This window comes from Providencia sp. PROV210 (genome assembly GCF_028479445.1).
GTDB classification, from domain to species: Bacteria; Pseudomonadota; Gammaproteobacteria; order Enterobacterales; family Enterobacteriaceae; genus Providencia; species Providencia rustigianii.
In genome coordinates, this window is the sequence record NZ_JAMPNQ010000011.1 from 18,973 (window position 1) to 37,131 (window position 18,159).

Annotated in this window: 18 protein-coding genes; 9 read left to right on the forward strand and 9 right to left on the reverse strand. The window is 40.5% G+C overall.

The window, feature by feature from the left end; translation table 11 throughout:
- Positions 1-246: 246 nt before the first annotated feature.
- Positions 247-1,158, forward strand: coding sequence for an N-acetylmuramic acid 6-phosphate etherase (gene murQ / locus PR761_RS08560; protein ID WP_006813712.1), 912 nt, complete (start codon positions 247-249; stop codon positions 1,156-1,158).
- A gap of 27 nt (positions 1,159-1,185) precedes the next feature.
- Entirely contained in the window at positions 1,186-2,652 is a 1,467-nt protein-coding gene (gene murP, locus PR761_RS08565; protein ID WP_006813713.1) for a PTS N-acetylmuramic acid transporter subunit IIBC, read from the forward strand.
- Positions 2,653-2,717: 65 nt separating this feature from the next.
- Here the strand turns inward: murP and PR761_RS08570 are convergent, their stop codons facing one another.
- Complete coding sequence (locus PR761_RS08570) at positions 2,718-3,323, reverse strand: LysE family translocator (protein WP_006813714.1); 606 nt, start codon at positions 3,321-3,323, stop codon at positions 2,718-2,720.
- A gap of 102 nt (positions 3,324-3,425) precedes the next feature.
- Here PR761_RS08570 and PR761_RS08575 point away from each other — a divergent pair, with 102 nt between their 5' ends.
- Genes PR761_RS08575 through PR761_RS08585 form a run of 3 tightly spaced genes read left to right on the forward strand, consistent with a single transcriptional unit; the run spans position 3,426 to position 5,551 of the window.
- Complete coding sequence (locus PR761_RS08575; protein WP_039854527.1) at positions 3,426-4,409, forward strand: hydrolase; 984 nt, start codon at positions 3,426-3,428, stop codon at positions 4,407-4,409.
- Positions 4,406-4,624 carry a YheU family protein gene (locus PR761_RS08580; protein WP_006659547.1) on the forward strand — a complete coding sequence of 73 codons (219 nt, stop codon included), beginning with the start codon at positions 4,406-4,408 and terminating at the stop codon, positions 4,622-4,624. The genes PR761_RS08575 and PR761_RS08580 overlap by 4 nt, the downstream gene beginning before the upstream one ends.
- Before the next feature lie 60 nt (positions 4,625-4,684).
- Positions 4,685-5,551: a phosphoribulokinase gene (locus tag PR761_RS08585; protein ID WP_006813716.1), complete on the forward strand. Its 867-nt coding sequence runs from the start codon at positions 4,685-4,687 to the stop codon at positions 5,549-5,551.
- Positions 5,552-5,628: 77 nt separating this feature from the next.
- On the opposite strand, the gene PR761_RS08590 is transcribed toward PR761_RS08585, so the two are convergent.
- Positions 5,629-6,033 (reverse strand): OsmC family protein, encoded by a 405-nt coding sequence (locus PR761_RS08590; RefSeq protein WP_006813717.1) that lies wholly within the window; start codon positions 6,031-6,033, stop codon positions 5,629-5,631.
- Positions 6,034-6,363: 330 nt separating this feature from the next.
- Here PR761_RS08590 and crp point away from each other — a divergent pair, with 330 nt between their 5' ends.
- The 3 genes from crp to PR761_RS08605 all read left to right on the forward strand — a co-directional run bounded on the left by crp (position 6,364) and on the right by PR761_RS08605 (position 8,863).
- Positions 6,364-6,996: a cAMP-activated global transcriptional regulator CRP gene (gene crp, locus PR761_RS08595; RefSeq protein WP_006813718.1), complete on the forward strand. Its 633-nt coding sequence runs from the start codon at positions 6,364-6,366 to the stop codon at positions 6,994-6,996.
- A gap of 197 nt (positions 6,997-7,193) precedes the next feature.
- On the forward strand, positions 7,194-7,559 hold the full coding sequence (locus PR761_RS08600; protein ID WP_119246301.1) for a hypothetical protein: 366 nt from the start codon (positions 7,194-7,196) through the stop codon (positions 7,557-7,559).
- Between the two features lie 179 nt (positions 7,560-7,738).
- A complete protein-coding gene (locus tag PR761_RS08605) occupies positions 7,739-8,863 on the forward strand; it encodes a hypothetical protein (RefSeq protein ID WP_006813720.1) in 1,125 nt (374 codons plus the stop codon).
- A 44-nt stretch (positions 8,864-8,907) separates the two neighbouring features.
- Here PR761_RS08605 and argD read toward each other — a convergent pair whose 3' ends face one another.
- From argD to ppiA, 3 genes are all read right to left on the reverse strand, one after another.
- The gene (gene argD, locus PR761_RS08610; protein WP_006813721.1) at positions 8,908-10,125 is read right to left on the reverse strand and encodes a bifunctional acetylornithine/succinyldiaminopimelate transaminase; all 1,218 of its coding nucleotides are present in this window, start codon (positions 10,123-10,125) and stop codon (positions 8,908-8,910) included.
- 131 nt (positions 10,126-10,256) lie between these two features.
- Positions 10,257-10,832 carry an aminodeoxychorismate synthase component II gene (locus PR761_RS08615; protein ID WP_006813722.1) on the reverse strand — a complete coding sequence of 192 codons (576 nt, stop codon included), beginning with the start codon at positions 10,830-10,832 and terminating at the stop codon, positions 10,257-10,259.
- Between the two features lie 378 nt (positions 10,833-11,210).
- Positions 11,211-11,783, reverse strand: a complete 573-nt coding sequence (gene ppiA, locus PR761_RS08620) for a peptidylprolyl isomerase A (protein ID WP_006813723.1) — start codon at positions 11,781-11,783, stop codon at positions 11,211-11,213.
- A gap of 270 nt (positions 11,784-12,053) precedes the next feature.
- Here ppiA and yihA point away from each other — a divergent pair, with 270 nt between their 5' ends.
- Positions 12,054-12,668: a ribosome biogenesis GTP-binding protein YihA/YsxC gene (yihA, locus tag PR761_RS08625; RefSeq protein WP_006813724.1), complete on the forward strand. Its 615-nt coding sequence runs from the start codon at positions 12,054-12,056 to the stop codon at positions 12,666-12,668.
- Positions 12,669-12,783: 115 nt separating this feature from the next.
- Here the strand turns inward: yihA and PR761_RS17155 are convergent, their stop codons facing one another.
- The 4 genes from PR761_RS17155 to PR761_RS08640 all read right to left on the reverse strand — a co-directional run bounded on the left by PR761_RS17155 (position 12,784) and on the right by PR761_RS08640 (position 18,154).
- Entirely contained in the window at positions 12,784-12,831 is a 48-nt protein-coding gene (locus PR761_RS17155; protein WP_438361642.1) for a hypothetical protein, read from the reverse strand.
- Positions 12,832-13,367: 536 nt separating this feature from the next.
- The gene (polA, locus tag PR761_RS08630; RefSeq protein WP_154610894.1) at positions 13,368-16,172 is read right to left on the reverse strand and encodes a DNA polymerase I; all 2,805 of its coding nucleotides are present in this window, start codon (positions 16,170-16,172) and stop codon (positions 13,368-13,370) included.
- 329 nt (positions 16,173-16,501) lie between these two features.
- Positions 16,502-17,125, reverse strand: coding sequence for a thiol:disulfide interchange protein DsbA (dsbA, locus tag PR761_RS08635; RefSeq protein WP_006813728.1), 624 nt, complete (start codon positions 17,123-17,125; stop codon positions 16,502-16,504).
- Between the two features lie 33 nt (positions 17,126-17,158).
- The gene (locus PR761_RS08640) at positions 17,159-18,154 is read right to left on the reverse strand and encodes a serine/threonine protein kinase (RefSeq protein WP_006813729.1); all 996 of its coding nucleotides are present in this window, start codon (positions 18,152-18,154) and stop codon (positions 17,159-17,161) included.
- Positions 18,155-18,159 lie beyond the last annotated feature (5 nt).

Sequence of the window (18,159 nt, forward strand, 5' to 3'; positions counted from 1 at the left end):
GCCCTCAGAAAAGAGATATCCGTAAATTATTGACCATTTACAAATAAATTATTCCAACAATAGAAATATCATGCCAAGAGATTATTCCTTTAAATTCAATAATAAATTAGATTATTAAAGGGACAATTAACAAAATTATTCCTATATATTGGCAAGCTAGAATAGATAACGCCGTGACATTCATCACATCGTAGGAATAAAAAATTCCATAGCATACTGCCATGATAAAATTTCGGAGCAATTTTTATGACAATTGATTTAAGCAAGATGGTAACGGAAAGCCGTAATACTGCGAGCATGGATATTGACCAACTGTCCACTATTGAGATGCTGAAAGTCATCAATGATGAAGATAAAAAAGTGCCTGTAGCGGTGGAAAAAACCTTACCACAAATAGCTCAATTAGTTGATAAAGTTGCCGAAGCTTTCCTTAATGGTGGTCGCTTAATTTATTCTGGTGCCGGAACATCTGGTCGTTTAGGGATCCTTGATGCCAGTGAATGCCCACCGACTTACGGAACGCCACATGAACAAGTGATTGGCTTAATTGCGGGTGGTCATCAAGCCATTTTTCGGGCGGTAGAAAATGCCGAAGACAAGCCAGATCTTGGCGAGCAAGATTTAAAAGATATTCATTTCAATTCAAAAGATATTCTCGTTGGTATAGCAGCAAGTGGGCGAACGCCTTACGTACTTGGTGCACTGAAGTATGCATATTCTGTCGGTGCAACCACGGCATCCATTAGCTGTAATCCTGACAGCCCAGTATCTCAAGCCGCTGATATCGCCATCACGCCAGTAGTTGGTCCTGAAGTTGTTACGGGCTCCTCACGAATGAAAGCGGGTACTGCCCAAAAACTGATCCTCAATATGATTACAACGGGCGCCATGATCCGTATCGGTAAAGTTTTTGGCAATTTAATGGTCGATGTTGAAGCGACTAACGCCAAATTAATTGAGCGCCAAACTCGCATCGTGATGGAAGCGACTGAGTGTGATCGCAACACCGCAGAATTGGCATTGCAACAATGTGATAGACACTGTAAGACCGCAATTTTGATGATTTTATCAGGCTTAAATGCGGATGAAGCCCGTCAACTACTCGCTAACAATAACGGCTTTATTCGCACTGCCCTCAACATCGCAAAGTCTGTCTAATCAACGGACACTTATGAGAAAAACAGTATGTCTAAAATAAATAATGAAATGATCCAGCAGATCCTGCAACTGGTGGGTGGCGGTCGTAACATCAAACAGTGTGGTAACTGTATGACTCGTTTACGACTTACATTAAATGATGTTCAACATGTAGATAAAGCGGCGATTAAAAAAATTGCAGGTGTGCTGGGCGTCCTCGAAAGTGATGACCAACTGCAAATTGTTCTCGGACCGGGGAAAGCGCAAGCTGCCGCTGATTTAATGAAACAAATGCTAGAAAATGACGAAGCAAATGAGATTCAACCTAATGCACCACAGGATCTGAAGGATATCGCCTCCGCTAATAAACAACAGTTGAAAAAGAAACAAACCAGTGGCATTCACCGTTTTTTATCAAAATTCGCGACCATCTTTACACCACTAATCCCGGGTTTTATCGGAGCGGGTTTACTGATGGGGCTTGCATCACTGCTGGCACTATTATCCGCTAACCAAAACTTATTCCCCGCAGATTCCAGCCAGCTTGACTCACTGAAAAGTTTAATTGCTTATATGAGCGTGTTTGGTAAAGGATTATTTACCTTTATGGGATTATTAATCGGCTATAACGCCCAAAAAGCATTTGGAGGAAGTGGCGTTAATGGAGCGATTATCGCTGCACTATTTATTTTGGGTTACGATCCTGCTGCAACCAAAGGCTTTTATTCCGGAATGACGGATTTCTTTGGCTGGTACATTGATCCACGCGGAAATATTATCGGTATATTAATCGCCTGTATCTTTGGGGCGTGGGTTGAAAAGCAAGTACGTAAAGTCATCCCGGCTAGCCTAGATATTATTTTAACCTCAACTATCACACTGCTTATCGTGGGCGCCGCAACCTTTATCTTCATCATGCCAATAGGTGTCTGGTTATTTGATGGGATGTCATGGCTATTCATGCATTTAAATGGAAATCCTATTGGTACAGCTATATTAGCCGGTCTATTCTTAATCGCAGTGATGTTTGGGGTACACCAAGGATTTATTCCTGTGTACGTGGCATTGGTTGAAGCCCAAGGCTTTAACTCATTATTCCCAATTCTTGCCATGGCGGGAGCAGGCCAAGTTGGAGCGGCTTTGGCTCTGTATGTAAAAGCAAAAAAAGGATCTGTGACTCGTAGTCAGATTGGCGGAGCATTGTTCCCGGGCTTCTTAGGTATCGGTGAGCCACTGATTTATGGCGTTACATTACCTAGAGTAAAACCATTTGTAACCGCATGTCTCGGTGGTGCAGCCGGTGGGTTCTTTGTCGGTACCGTAGCTTGGATGGGATTACCCGTTGGTTTGAACACCGTTTTCGGTCCTTCCGGATTAATTGCTATTCCATTAATGACATCAGCCCAAGGCGTATTACCCGCAATGGCGGTATATGTAGGCGGAGTCTTGGTCGCTTATCTTTGCGGATTTATCTTTACATACCTGTTTGGTAGTAAAAATGTAGATTTGGATTAATAGATTTAATTTTTGAGTAAAAAGGCACTTTATCAGTGCCTTTTTCTTTTTTATTCGTTGAATGCTTATTCCAACCAAATTAGGGGGACACAAGCGGCTGTCAGTAAGCCCATTACGAGATTAAAAATAAACCATGCACGGCGGCTACGTAAGAATGAACCGATCAAAGAGCCGAATCCCATCCAAATTAAACCTGCTGTAAAATTCACAATCACAAAAGCAATGCTCATCACAATAATCGATTGTGAAAATAGCTCTCCCGGTAAGCTAAAGCTCCCTACAGCCCCTAATCCCATCATCCAAGCTTTTGGATTCAAGAACTGTAATAACCCCCCCTGAAACCAATTGATACTCTTTGGTGCTTTGCTATCTGTTTTTAAAGGTTCATAATTTGCCATGGTAGTTTTCCATGCCAACCATAATAAATAGAGGCTACCGATAGCTTTCAGTACAATATGAATTGCTGGATACAATAATAGTAATGCCGCAATGCCGAATGCAGACAGATAAAGAATAGACTGCATACCAAGCATTATTCCTAGTAATAATCCTATGCTACGACGAAATCCATAGTTAGCTGCACATGAGGTCAATAACATATTGTTAGGCCCTGGAGTGACGGCGGCAATGAATAAAAACGTAAATAGTGAAAAAATTAGCCCCAGAGTCATTTATAATTTAAACCTCAACCTAAATATGTTTACTTGCATCACAAAAAAATAACAGTATGTTATGTGACTCACAAGAGTCCCCAATAAATAAAATATAAGGCTATGTCAGATAATTTCCGTCCAATGAGCTGGGCTAAAAACCCACATCTCCAAACCTTACTGCCAAGGATATTTAGGCGTACCCCAAGAATAATCCCGACATGGCAAAGATTAGAATTACCCGACGGTGATTTTATTGATCTTGCTTGGAGTGAAAAACCTGAACACGCGAGCACCAAGCCGCGTTTAGTTATTTTTCATGGATTGGAAGGAAATTTTAAAAGCCCCTACGCTCACGGGATGCTAGAGAGTGCCCAAAAACAGGGTTGGCTCGGCGTGATCATGCATTTTAGAGGTTGCAGCGGTGAGCCTAATCGCCAAAAACGAATCTATCACTCTGGTGAAACCAGTGATGCAGGCTATTTTTTACATTGGCTGAAGCAGACATGGGGAGATGTACCAACCGCCGCAGTAGGCTATTCTCTTGGTGGTAATATGCTGGCATGCTATCTGGCAGAACAAGGTGAAAACGCAGATTTGGACGCGGGTGTCGTTGTCTCTGCACCTTTAATGCTAGAAGCCTGCTCCCTGAAAATGGAAACTGGGGTTTCCCAGTTGTACCAACGCTATCTCCTTAATGGCTTAAAACGTAATGCAAGCCGTAAATTAGTTCGCTATCCAGGATCACTTCCTCTGAATCTCTTGCAACTAAAGCAACTGAAACGAATTCGAGAATTTGATGATGTCATTACGGCTCGTATTCATGGGTTTGACGATGCGGCAGACTATTATCAAAAATGCAGTGCATTACCAAAACTGTCACATATCACCAAGCCTACGCTGATTATTCATGCCAAAGATGACCCTTTTATGGCCCCTGAAGTCGTTCCTGACCTCAGCCAATTGCCTCACAATATTGAGTACCAAATGACTGAACATGGAGGTCACGTTGGTTTTGTGGGAGGCAGTTTCCGTAAACCTCAAATGTGGTTAGAAACGCGTATCCCATTATGGCTAACGGCTTATTTAAATGAGAACAAATCATGATTATTCCGTGGAAAGACTTAGCACCTGAAACCCTCGAAAATCTGATTGAAAGCTATGTATTACGTGAAGGCACCGACTATGGTACTCATGAAAAAAGCTTACAAGACAAAGTGAATGATGTGAAACGGCAGTTAGTTTCTGGGGAAATTGTGCTAGTCTGGTCTGAGCTACATGAATCCGTAAATTTTATGCCTAATAACCAGTTTCGCCCGTAATCCCGCTTCATTCGCTGTTTATTGAAATAGTGGTCATGAGCGTAAAACAGGGAGTCCACTATGTCGAAGAAACACCCTATCATTGCCGTCACCGGATCGAGTGGCGCAGGAACGACCTCTACTAGCCAAGCTTTTCGTAAAATATTCCACCAACTAAATATTCGCCCTGCAACCCTTGAAGGGGATAGTTTTCATCGTTATACCCGCCCAGAAATGGATATGGCAATCCGTAAAGCCCGTGAACAAGGTCGCCATATTAGTTATTTTGGTTCCGAAGCGAATGATTTTGCTCTGCTAGAACAAACGTTGATTGATTACGCTAAAACAGGTCAGGGGCAATCTCGAAAATATCTGCATACCTATGATGAAGCCGTACCTTATGGTCTCCAACCGGGAACCTTTACGCCTTGGGAGTCTCTGCCAGAAAAATCCGATGTATTATTTTATGAGGGTTTACATGGCGGTGTCGTGACACCTGAGCATGATGTTGCCAAACATGTAGATTTACTGGTCGGTGTTGTCCCGATTGTCAATTTAGAGTGGATTCAAAAAATGATCCGCGATACGACGGAAAGAGGACATTCCCGAGAAGCGGTGATGGATTCCGTAGTGCGCTCTATGGGTGATTATATTAACTATATTACTCCGCAATTTTCGCGCACACATATTAATTTCCAACGCGTTCCAACCGTCGATACGTCGAACCCATTCTCCGCTAAAGCTATCCCATCACAGGATGAAAGTTTCATTGTGATCCGCTTTAGAGGGTTAGAACAGATTGATTTTCCTTATTTGCTTTCGATGGTTAACGGTTCATTTATCTCGGCGATGAATACCATTGTGGTACCTGGGGGAAAATTAGGGCTCGCAATGGAGCTCATTATGATGCCATTAGTTGAAAAGCTAATTAAGCAGCGAAGTGAATAAAGCCATATCAAATTAAATGAATACTTACATAGATACTTACCTTCTTTGAAGATAAGTATCTAATAACATAAAAGTAATTAGATATTTTTAATTTCGAAGCTATGGGTTACTTTTACTGTTTTTTCTAACATAATCGCGACTGAGCAATATTTTTCAGCCGAAAGTTGTACGGCTCGCTCAACCACTTTTTCGGTTAATTCACGACCGACAACAATAAAGTGCAAATTGATGTGCGTGAAATAACGAGGGGCTTCATCACGGCGTTGGGATGTGAGTTTAACTTCACAGTCGGTAATATCGTAGCGACCTTTTTGTAAAATAGACACCACGTCTATCGCGCTACATCCACCTGCTGCCATCAAGACCATTTCCATTGGGCTAGGTGCTTTATCTCCAGCATTACCATCCATCATGATTTGATGCCCAGATGCTGATTCACCTAAGAAAGAGAGCCCTTCAACCCACTTTACGCGTGCTTCCATTTTTGTTCCCCTTGAAAAATGTCGTTATTAAAGGCTACATTGTTCCATATATCTGAATAATGTTATATCAGCATTATTAGGCTGAAGCGATACAGGGAAGACTTTCTGTATTGGATATGATACAAACAATGCTTAGTTGATAGGATTAAGATCAAAACTCAACGATTCAATTGATTATATTATACAATTGATATTAACTTGCTTTTGACCTATAACGAGCATTAATTATGGGTAACTAACGCAACTTAGTATGCCAAGCTAGAAATTTTAAAGTCAGCCTTTCACCTTAATTTTCTGAAGGGTTGCAATAACATACAGAGGATAACGCTAATGGTTCTCGGCAAGCCACAAACAGACCCTACTCTTGAATGGTTTTTGTCACACTGCCATATTCATAAGTATCCATCCAAGAGCACTCTAATCCATCAGGGTGAAAAAGCAGAAACCCTTTACTATATCGTTAAAGGTTCAGTGGCTGTTTTAATCAAAGATGAAGAAGGCAAAGAAATGATTCTCTCTTACTTAAATCAGGGAGACTTCATTGGTGAACTTGGGTTATTTGAAGAAGGGCAAGAACGTACTGCGTGGGTTCGAGCTAAAGTTGCTTGTGAAGTCGCTGAAATTTCTTATAAGAAATTCCGTCAGCTAATTCAGGTTAATCCAGATATTCTGATGCGCCTTTCTGCGCAGATGGCAAGCCGCTTACAAACTACATCAGAAAAAGTCGGTAACTTGGCATTCCTTGATGTGACTGGTCGTATCGCTCAAACCTTATTAAATTTAGCAAAACAACCTGATGCAATGACTCACCCAGACGGTATGCAGATCAAAATTACTCGTCAAGAAATTGGTCAAATCGTTGGGTGTTCACGCGAAACTGTAGGTCGTATTTTAAAAATGTTAGAAGATCAAAATTTGATCTCTGCACATGGTAAAACGATCGTCGTTTACGGTACTCGATAATTTTTATTTTGGTCCAGTAATATTTACTGGGCTTTATATAAACAGCTGTATATATCTCATATATGGCTGTTTTTCATTCCTAATATTGCCCATCATATACTTTCTGTTCAAAATAGCAGCGCTTTTTGATATTAGTCTAACAATCCTTATATATAAAATACTGAATAATTAGCCAGCAATCATTTAGGATTTTATTTATGAAACAGATTAATAATTTAACACCATCAAACTACATCTACCATGCCGGTACAACTAAGAGCGGTAATAACCAAACTTTTTTACAGCGTCAGGCATTCTTTGAACGCTTACAATCAGCGAATTCGACCCCAAAAAAATTTCCAATTTTAGTAAAAGAATCAACTACTCAAGCTAAAGAAACTCGTGTACCTCATTTTATATCTTCACTCAAAATTGGAAGCTTAGTTCCTAATAATCAACCCACACAACACTCATTTACACCTAAAGCAAAAGTTATTTTTGGTACTCCGTTTAACAAAAATATTGATACGCATTTTATTGGTTTTAATAAGAGTTTTGCATTTTTTAAAAACTTATCTAATTAATTTTATTTATTCGCCACGTCTCAATCCTACAATCGATATGCCACCCCTTTAGCCTAACGCGTATTTGTTAGGCTTTTTTTTATCAATTAGCTAATTATTTAATGGAATCGATTTTTTATATCAATTCTATCTAAAACTCCTATAGCATTGAAATAGATAAATAATTAGGAGAAGCAATCATGATAGGCACAATCATAAATTCACCGAATGTTAGAAATAGTACCCCATCGACATTTCTACAATCTGAAAAAAAGTATCTATTTCTGAATAAGGTTATTGAAACAAATTCATCTCCAAAAATATTTCCTGTTATCGATTTTCATAATAGAACGAAGTCATTAAATGAAAATAAAAAATTCCAAAATATGTGGGATGAAGCGATTAAAACAACCAAGCTAAAACTGAGGGATTGTAATAAAGAAAATACTTATCAAAACTTACACCCGGTAATTAGAGAGACCAATATAAAAATTGAGGCTTTACAACGGTTGCTTGGGAAGAGTGATCATCTCTTCGAAAATACCTATGTTAAGAATGAAAAAAACGTAAAAAAAACCGCTAAAGATAATACCCCTCAAAAAATTACTGTACTCATTGATAGATGTAAAAATTTATTAGAAAAAACGACTAAAAATTCACAACATATCGCTACATTAGATGAGCGAGTGAGAGTAACATTAGATAAAGCAGATCTTGACCACACACTGCTCAATCTTAAAAACACAGAATTTCCTCCTACCGTATTTTATACAAAGCCTGAACTTAGTGACGCTGAAAAACTCAATATTATAATTAATTTTCAATTACCTAAAGAAATAAAAAGAATTAAAGGAAGTAAAATTCCACGACAAATAAAAAATACAAATCCAGTAGATAATCAATATTCTAATCATAAAACTCATGATAAAGACATGATGTTGAAAAATTCCAAATCCGATTTCAACACAATCAGAACAAAAAAAATTAACGGGAAAAAAATTGAGCTTTACACATCAGGGAAAACAATAAAATCAACGGAACATACCCAAAATCATCAAAATATAAAGATTGAACGCACACCCAGTAAAAGTACAAAATTACACAATGCATTTAAATCTGTCCAAGAACAAAACAACTCCAATACTCGATTACAAAAACACAGAATAAGAACGCCAGATAACATACGAGCTCAAGACTCATTCCTAATGAAAATTCATCAAGAAATGGAAAGAAATTCAAAGAAAATAGATAGCTTGAGAGAGGATATTAGCGTAAAAAAACAAAAAATGGATATGATAAAAGATAGAATTCTAGCCCGAAAATAATACTGACACTCAAAGAGGCTTTACCTCTTTGAGTGTTTATCTGATCACTTCGCTAATAATGTTTCAATCGCTGTCGCTAATTTTTCCATTCCACTGTTTATTTCTTCTTCAGAAATAATCAAAGATGGCGTAAAACGCAATACGTTGGAACCAGCGCTTAACATCATCAAGCCTTCATCCGCACTAGCTTGCAAAATATCTTTCGCACGGTTGAGCAATTTCCCATCTAATTCCGCACCAATTAATAGACCCATGCCTCTAATTTCAGCAAAAATTCCATATTTATCATTGAGCTTATTCAAATGAGAAACAAATAATTCGCGACGTTTTGCAACGCCATCTAACACTTCATCGGTATTGATGATATCAAATGCAGCATTTCCTACCGCACACGCTAATGGATTACCGCCATACGTCGTACCATGAGACCCAACTTCCATCGCTTGAGCAATCTCATTGGTCGTTATCATGGCACTGATAGGGAAGCCACCACCGAGTGCTTTTGCCGTCGTTAATACATCCGGCGCAATACCATAATGCATATAGGAGAATAGCTTGCCAGTGCGCCCCATACCACTTTGGACTTCATCAAATACCAGCAATGCTTTATTTTCATCACACAGTTGACGTAAACCTTGCATAAATTCTGGTGTTGCAGCCGTCACACCACCTTCCCCTTGCACAGGTTCTAATACCACAGCGCAGGTATTTTCATCAATGACAGCTTTGACCGCATCAAGATCATTAAAAGGAACATGGATAATATCGGCAGGTTTTGGACCAAAACCATCAGCATATTTGGCTTGACCACCCACAGAGACAGTAAAAAATGTACGTCCGTGAAAAGCCTGCTTAAATGCAATAATTTTGGTTTTATACGGGCTATGTTTGGTAATGGCGTAATGACGAGCAAGTTTAAAAGCCGCTTCGTTCGCTTCCGCGCCTGAGTTAACAAAGAAAACACGATCGGCAAACGTTGCATTGATCAGCTTCTGTGCCAGTGTGAGTGCTTCTTCATTGGTAAAAATATTGCTCACATGCCAAAGTTTTTCACTTTGCTTACGCACCGCTGCAACAAGACTTGGGTGACAATGACCCAATGCTAATACGGCAATACCACCAGCAAAATCAATGTATTCTTTGCCCTGTTGATCCCAAACACGGCTACCTTGACCTTTAACTGGAATAAACTCTGCTGGAGAATAAATAGGCAACATGACTTGGTCAAATGTCTGCCGATTTACCGCTTGATGTTGTGTCATACCCCTCACCTGCTCTTTACTTAATGCCTAAGTGAAAATATAAGCATCAAATATGAATAAAAAATCAAAAAAGAGCAATAGCAAAGGGGCAAATATGCATAATTAAATTGAAAGAGTGCTAAATCCAGAGATTAATACTTGAGAAAATTATTCAGTAGCTCATGCCCCTGCTCGCTCAAAATACTTTCTGGATGGAATTGGACGCCTTCAATAGGCAGGGTTTTATGGCGAATTCCCATAATCTCGTCAATATCACCATTATTTAGTGACCATGCAGAGACATCAAAGGAAGCAGGGAGAGTTTCCGCAGCAATCACTAACGAATGATAGCGGGTGACCGTCAGTGGCCGATTAAGCCCCTTAAATACCCCTTGGTGATTATGGTGAATTGAAGACGTTTTGCCGTGCATCACTTCACGGGCTTTCACCACTGACGCACCAAAAGCTTGTCCAATCGCTTGATGTCCCAAGCAAATACCTAGAATAGGTAACTTCCCAGCAAAATATTTTATCGCTTCAAGAGAAATTCCGGCTTCATCTGGTGTGCAAGGACCTGGTGAGATCACCAAGTGTGTAGGAGCCAGTTGTTCAATCTCTTCGAGGGTAATTTCGTCATTTCGTTTCACAACCACTTCCGCACCGAGTTCACAAAAGTATTGGTAGAGGTTGTAAGTAAATGAATCGTAATTATCAATAAGTAAAAGCATAGTAGCCTATCCGACTGATTTTTATCATTATAAATTATTTCTCATACATAATTTATGGAGGTTGGCAATCAGAACACCACCCAAAAACCATACATTTTTATGAGGGGCGGCTATCATAGCACAGCCTAGTCAGGAAAATAGCCTATTTAAATCAAGTAATCCCTTTTCATTTAGAAAAATCCATATAAAAATCATGGGATTATATTCACATTCTCATAACAACATTAATGCGTATAAAAAATTGTTTTAAATACAATAAAATAAGAATATTAGTAAGTTATATCGCGAATTGAGAATAAATACTGAAGAAAATACAGAGGAGAGAAATTAAACATAAGGTGGGCAATATTGAATAACTTACCCACCCGCTAACAAAAGTTAAGGTTTTTTAATCACTTCCGCAGAAATAATTGTGATAGGTTCTACAGGCACATTTTGATAAGGGCCTACGTTCTCCGTTTTCACCTTCGAGATCTTATCTGCAACGTCCATTCCTTTTACCACTTTACCAAATACGGCATATCCAAAGTCACGTTGGCCATGGTCTAAGAATGCATTATCTGCGACGTTAATAAAAAATTGACTGGTTGCGCTATCTTTATTTGCGCTGCGAGCCATTGAAATGGTTCCACGCAAATTACGTAATCCATTATCAGCTTCATTTTTAATTGGTGCGCGCGTTTGTTTTTGCTGTAGTTCTTTATTAAAACCGCCGCCTTGGATCATAAAGCCCGGAATAACACGATGAAATGTCGTGCCATTGTAATAACCTTCATTAACATATTGAACAAAGTTTTCGGTACTAACGGGTGCTTTTTTACTATTTAGCTCTAATTCAATATCACCAGCCGAAGTCACTAATTTAACGTAAGTTTCACCAGCCGCTAATGCGAGGGAGGTCGTGCTCATTGCACAGATAGCCAATAATGGCACAAAAATTCGTTTCAACATTCAAGGTCCCTTTTGTTAATACCAAATAACATATTAATGTTCCAATTCTAGAGCGAAGCGCAGTGGATTGCTAAAGATTTACCTTTATTTACGCCAAATCATTTCATTTCGCTAGAGATACCTAATTATAGTGTCATTTTGCTAAAAAATAGCTCCAATAATGTTGTTCTAAAATAGATATCACCTCAAATAGACGTAGTTTGTTGTTTGTCCGCTATTCAATCGCTATAATCCCCCCAGCCTTTTGAGGCTACTCAGGGAGAACCACCAATGGCAATTAAAAACCATAACTACCACATGACAAAATTTGTCATCAGTGCACCCGATATCCGTCATCTACCGAAAGATACTGGAATTGAGGTTGCTTTTGCTGGCCGTTCAAATGCCGGCAAATCAAGCGCACTAAATGCACTAACGCAGCAAAAGAGCTTAGCGCGTACAAGTAAAACACCAGGAAGAACCCAGCTCATCAACTTATTTGAAGTTGAAGAAGGCATCCGCCTAGTTGACCTTCCAGGCTACGGTTATGCCGAAGTTCCCGAAGAGATGAAGCGCAAATGGCAGCAAGCTCTCGGTGAATATCTGCAAAAAAGGGAATGTATCAAAGGATTAGTGGTATTGATGGATATTCGTCATCCACTGAAAGATCTTGATATGCAAATGGTCGAATGGTCTGTTGCAATGAGCATTCCAGTCCTCGTGCTGCTCACTAAGGCTGATAAGCTCGCTTCCGGTGCCAGAAAGAAACAGTTGATGGACGTTCGCCAAGCATTGGCTCCGCTAAACGGTGATATTGAAGTTGAATATTTCTCTGCGCCGAAAAAGATTGGTATCGATAAGCTACGTATCAAATTAGACAATTGGTACAGCACTGCCGCGGAATAACCTACCTATATCTTGTACGTCGATGTTGGCGTACAACGGCTCATTGTAATAAATTCACTAAAATTTAGGCAAAAAAAATGCTCCAGTCAAAAACTTTGACTGGAGCAGCTAATATTCAGCTAAATCCGATTACGTGAAGTAAAAGGTCTGAAAGATAGAACATCTTACCTCTGTACCCTACGCCTGATAATGTACTTTATTTTTCGCTCGAAAAAAAGACTTTTTGTAGTTTTTTTTCAAAGCTTACTACGATTCAGCTCGCATAATCGTCCGTTAAAATCATAAAAATGTACTTTTACTACATATTTATGAGATCTGCATCGCATAAACATATCCCCCCAAATCTAGCCGATATTTTTAAAATTCAGTGTATTAACCATGAATTATCTGCAATTTAAAGGGAACAAAACGCCGCCAAATTTTGCGTAAATACCACTAAAAAAATACGCCAAACATAAAAAAAGCACCCCAAAAATTGTCGCCAACCTTTGGGATGCCTTAACATTATCTTTCTGCTTCGCTTAGCTCTTAATTTTTCGTTTTTGCTTCTAAAGCTGTTTACCTAATCAATATTCTAAATAGTTCATGTGTGGCAAGGCCGTGAACAAAGACAGCTTGGGGAGCATACACAAGTATGTGACCCAAGTGGCTATGTGAAACCAACACAGCCACAGCGTGAAATATGACGAGTATTGCGGATTAATGGGCTTCATCCCAGTTAAAGCCAACACCAACTTCCACCTTTAGAGGAACATCCAACTTCATGCTCTGCTCCATCAACTCTTGCACTTTCGCCTGCACCTTCTCTAGTTCGGATTCTTTCACTTCAAACACCAATTCATCGTGCACTTGCATTAGCATGTCTGCTTCTGGTTTTTCTGTTTGTAGCCAGTGATCCACTGCAATCATCGCTTTTTTGATGATATCTGCCGCTGTCCCTTGCATTGGTGCGTTGATGGCTTCGCGTTCAGCCGCTTTACGACGCATACCGTTACTTGATTTGATATCTGCCAGATAGAGTCGTCGACCTTCTAAGGTCTCAACATACCCCTGTTCTGATGCCTGCAAACGGGTATTTTCCATATAACGCAGAACACCCGGGTAGCGTTCAAAATAGAGATCCATATAGCGCTGGGCTTCTCCACGCGGGATCCCCAATTGACGCGCTAAACCGAATGCGCTCATTCCGTAGATCAAACCAAAGTTAATCGCTTTTGCACTACGACGTTGGTCGCTGGTCACTTGGTCTAACGGTACACCAAACACTTCTGCCGCTGTCGCTTTGTGGATATCTTTCCCTTCTGCAAAGGCGGTTAATAAGCCTTTATCTTGGGAAAGATGCGCCATAATACGCAGTTCAATCTGTGAATAGTCCGCTGCCATCACTTTGTAGCCCTTGCGAGCAATAAAGGCTTGGCGAATACGGCGACCTTCTTCCGTACGCACTGGAATATTTTGCAGATTAGGATCACGAGAAGATAAACGACCTGTTGCAGTGACCGCTTGGTGATACGAAGTATGCACACGCCCCGTTTTTGGGTTGATCATCAACGGTAACTTATCAGTATAAGTAGATTTCAGTTTGGCTAAACTACGATGTTCCAACAGTAACTTTGGTAATTCATGATTGAGAGCCAGCTCTTCAAGCACTTCTTCATTCGTTGAAGCTGCACCACTTGGTGTTTTCTTGATAACAGGCAATTGAAGCTTTTCAAACAAAATAGTTTGCAGCTGTTTCGGGGATGCCAGATTAAACTCTTCACCCGCTAGTTCAAACGCCTGTTTTTCCAGCTCAGCCAGACGCGCCGTAATGATCTTAGATTGTGCCGCCAACGTTGGTGCATCAATCAGGACGCCTTTACGTTCCATTCGCACCAATACTGGCACTAATGGCATTTCTATATTTTTGAATACGTGGGCTAATTTCGGTTCTTCTTCAAGCTGAGGGAATAGCGCTTGGTGCAGTAATAAAGTGACATCTGCGTCTTCAGCTGCGTAATTAGCCGCTTGCTCTAATGGAATTTGGTTGAATGTCAGCTGTTTTTTACCTTTGCCTGCGATTTCCTCAAAACTCACTGTTTTATGGTTGAGATGACGATCCGCTAGGCTATCCATATCATGACGTCCCATGCCCGCCACACTATTCAACACATAGGATTCCAGCATGGTATCGAATGCAATGCCTTTCAGTTCAATACCGTAATTTTCCAGTACTTCTGCATCGTATTTAAGATTTTGTCCAATTTTGCCAATCTTTTCGTTCTCAAGAATTGGCTTCATCACAGCGATAACATCATCAAGTGATAGTTGAACAGGCGCATCCAGATAATCATGACCGATAGGTAAATAAGCGGCATGCCCCGCTTCAATCGCGAATGACATCCCCACCAAGCGAGCTTCTTGGGTATCTAAACTATCGGTTTCTGTATCAAACGCAAACAGAGAAGCTTCACTGAGCTTTTTCACCCACAGTGCTAACTCCGCTTTGTCTAAAATAGTTTGGTAGTTTTCGGCACTTAAAGTCGGTGCAGTCGGTTTAGATTTTGCGGCGGGCTTATTTTCTGGGGCGCGATAACTTTCAGCTGCTTTGCTCGGTTTTACGCCTTTAGCATCCATCCAGCTGCCATTTTCAACATCGACTAACCAGCGTTTAAATTCATAGCGACTAAAAAGCTGATGGAGTTTATCTGCATCAAGTTCAGCCACTTTTAATTCTTCACACGGCTTTTCTAACTCAACATCCGTTTTAATTGTCGCCAATTGGTACGATAAGAACGCTAATTCGCGGTTTTCAGCCATTTTTGGTGCAAGGGTTTTTGAGCCTCTAAAGCCTAATGGGGCGATCGCTTCTAAATCATTATAAATAGCTTCTAAGCTACCAATCCCTTGTAATAACGCTAATGCAGTCTTTTCACCAACACCGGGTACACCAGGAATGTTGTCTGAAGAATCCCCCATAAGCGCCAAGAAATCGATAATCAAGCTAGGTGGAACCCCGTATTTTGCTTCAACTTCTTCAGGACCTAAAATGGTATTGGTCATGGTGTTGATCAGGGTGATATTTGGCTCAACGAGCTGTGCCATATCCTTATCCCCTGTACTGATCAACACAGGCATCCCTTTACTGCTCGCTTCGCGTGCCAGCGTTCCAATCACATCATCAGCTTCAACCCCAGGTACCACCAGCAGGGGTAATCCCATCGCTTCAACCATTTCATGTAACGGTGCAATTTGTGCACGTAGGTCGTCAGGCATTGGCGGACGGTGTGACTTATAACTTTCAAATAGCTCGTCGCGGAATGTTTTCCCTTTAGCATCAAAGACAACAGCGACATGGCTTGGGCTATATTGCATGATTAAACTACGCAGCATATTAAGCACACCATACATTGCACCGGTTGGTTCGCCAGCACTGTTAGTTAATGGAGGAAATGCATGATAAGCGCGGTAAAGGTAAGAAGAACCATCTACCAAAATAAGGGGATTTTCAGCAATTTGAGCCATAGTCTGTCATCATCTTGTTTATCGGGAATGAATGGGAGATAGGATGCCACAATGTGGCTTTAGATACACCTTGAGATTCAATTTCCTACTCATCTGCCACCTGTTACCCACCTGAACATCCTGTGGATAACTTTGTGGGTAATTTTAGGTTGTCTAACAGATTCAACAAGTAATAAAATTGCAATAAGAAAACTAGAAAATAAAATCAATAAGTTAGCGAATATGATATTGATTTATCGCAAAGAATGGGATCTGGTCAAATTGTGGATATTGATAACGGACAGTCAGTAAATAAAAAGATAGCGGCAAGGTGCCGCTATCTTAGGTCACTACTTTTTATTGACTAAAAAGTTCACAACTTTTGAGTATTCTTTAGCATAATCTTCTGGATTATCGACTGAAATACCGTTGTTACGAATTTGGTATTTTCCATCAACAAACAGAGCTGGAACACCACGCAGTTTTAAGTCTTGCGCTGCATTTTGTTGTTTCGCTACCAGCGATTTTACGACGAAGCTATTCAGTGCTGCATCATATTCTTCACCAGAAACACCAGCTTTGATAAAGGCATTACGGATATCCGCGGCACTATTGATTGATTGGTTTTTCTGGATACCTTCAAACAAGATTGGCGTCACTTTATCTTCAATTTTTAGCACCATTGCCACCGCCCATGCTTGGGTCAGATCAGCACCTAAAGGCCCTAAAAAATCAACGTGATAACGTGCTTGCGTTACACCTTCTGGTAAGTTTTTCTCTACCGTTTGTGGCACTTTATACACACTTTCAAACTGATAGCAGTGTGGGCAGTAGAAAGAGAAAAACTCCACAACCTGTGGCAAGTTTTGTACCGGTGGTTTTACATCTGTGTACTCTTTACCTTCCGTGTAATTTGCTGCCGCTGCACCAAAAGACATGGCGATACCCATTAAAGCCAACATGATTCTTTTCATAGACAACTTTCTCCAAAAACAAAGTCTTAAATATTAATATTGCGGGTTCAACTGCAAAGGGGCATCCTGCAACCGTTTGGTTTGCTCGGCAAACTCAATGTGTTGCTGTTGCCAAAAATCGGCTGTTTGTAGCCACGGAAATGCTTTAGGAAAAGCAGGATCTTGCCAGCGGCGAGTAATCCATCCCAAATAATGCACCATTCGCATTGCTCGTAGCGGTTCAATCAGCTTCAACTCACGTACATCAAAATCACAAAATTCGTTATACGATTCTAATAAAGTATCGAGCTGGATAATTTGCTCTTGGCGAGGACCATTCAGCAACATCCATAAATCCTGTATTGCAGGGCCATTGCGTGCATCATCAAAATCAACCAACCACGCTTCATCACGCCACAAAATATTACCGGGATGGCAATCCCCCTGTAGGCGAATGAATGACTGTTCTACTGGCCAATGGGATTTAACCTGCGCAATCAAACCATCTAATGAGCTTAAAAATTTTTCTTTATCACGCTCTTTGATTAATGGGCTTGCTGCCAGAATCTTTCTCGGCTGGTCGAGATACTCATCAACACCGATAGTCGGACGAAATGCAAAGTTTCTCTGCTTACCTATTTGGTGTACTCGCCCCAATAGATGGCCGACACCTTCAAGCTGAAATAGGTTGTCTGTTTCATATTGGCGCCCACCAATGCTAGGAAAGACTGCAAACATAAATCCACCAAACTCAAGTACCGTTTGCCCAGCAAACTCTAATGGCGCAGCAACGGTTAAACCTTCCTCTTTCAACTCAAGAGTAAAGTCATGCTCTTCTTGGATTTGGGAACGGTTCCAACGTTCAGGACGATAAAACTTCACCACATAGCGTTGGCGATTCTCATCCTGAAACTGATAAACCCGATTTTCGTAACTATTTAACTCTGTTAAGCCTGACTCTGGATAGATCCCCGCTTCCATCAGGGCATCGAGGATCATATCAGGAGAGATCCCACCAAAATGGAAACTCGATTGTTCAATTGCATCCATGTTTA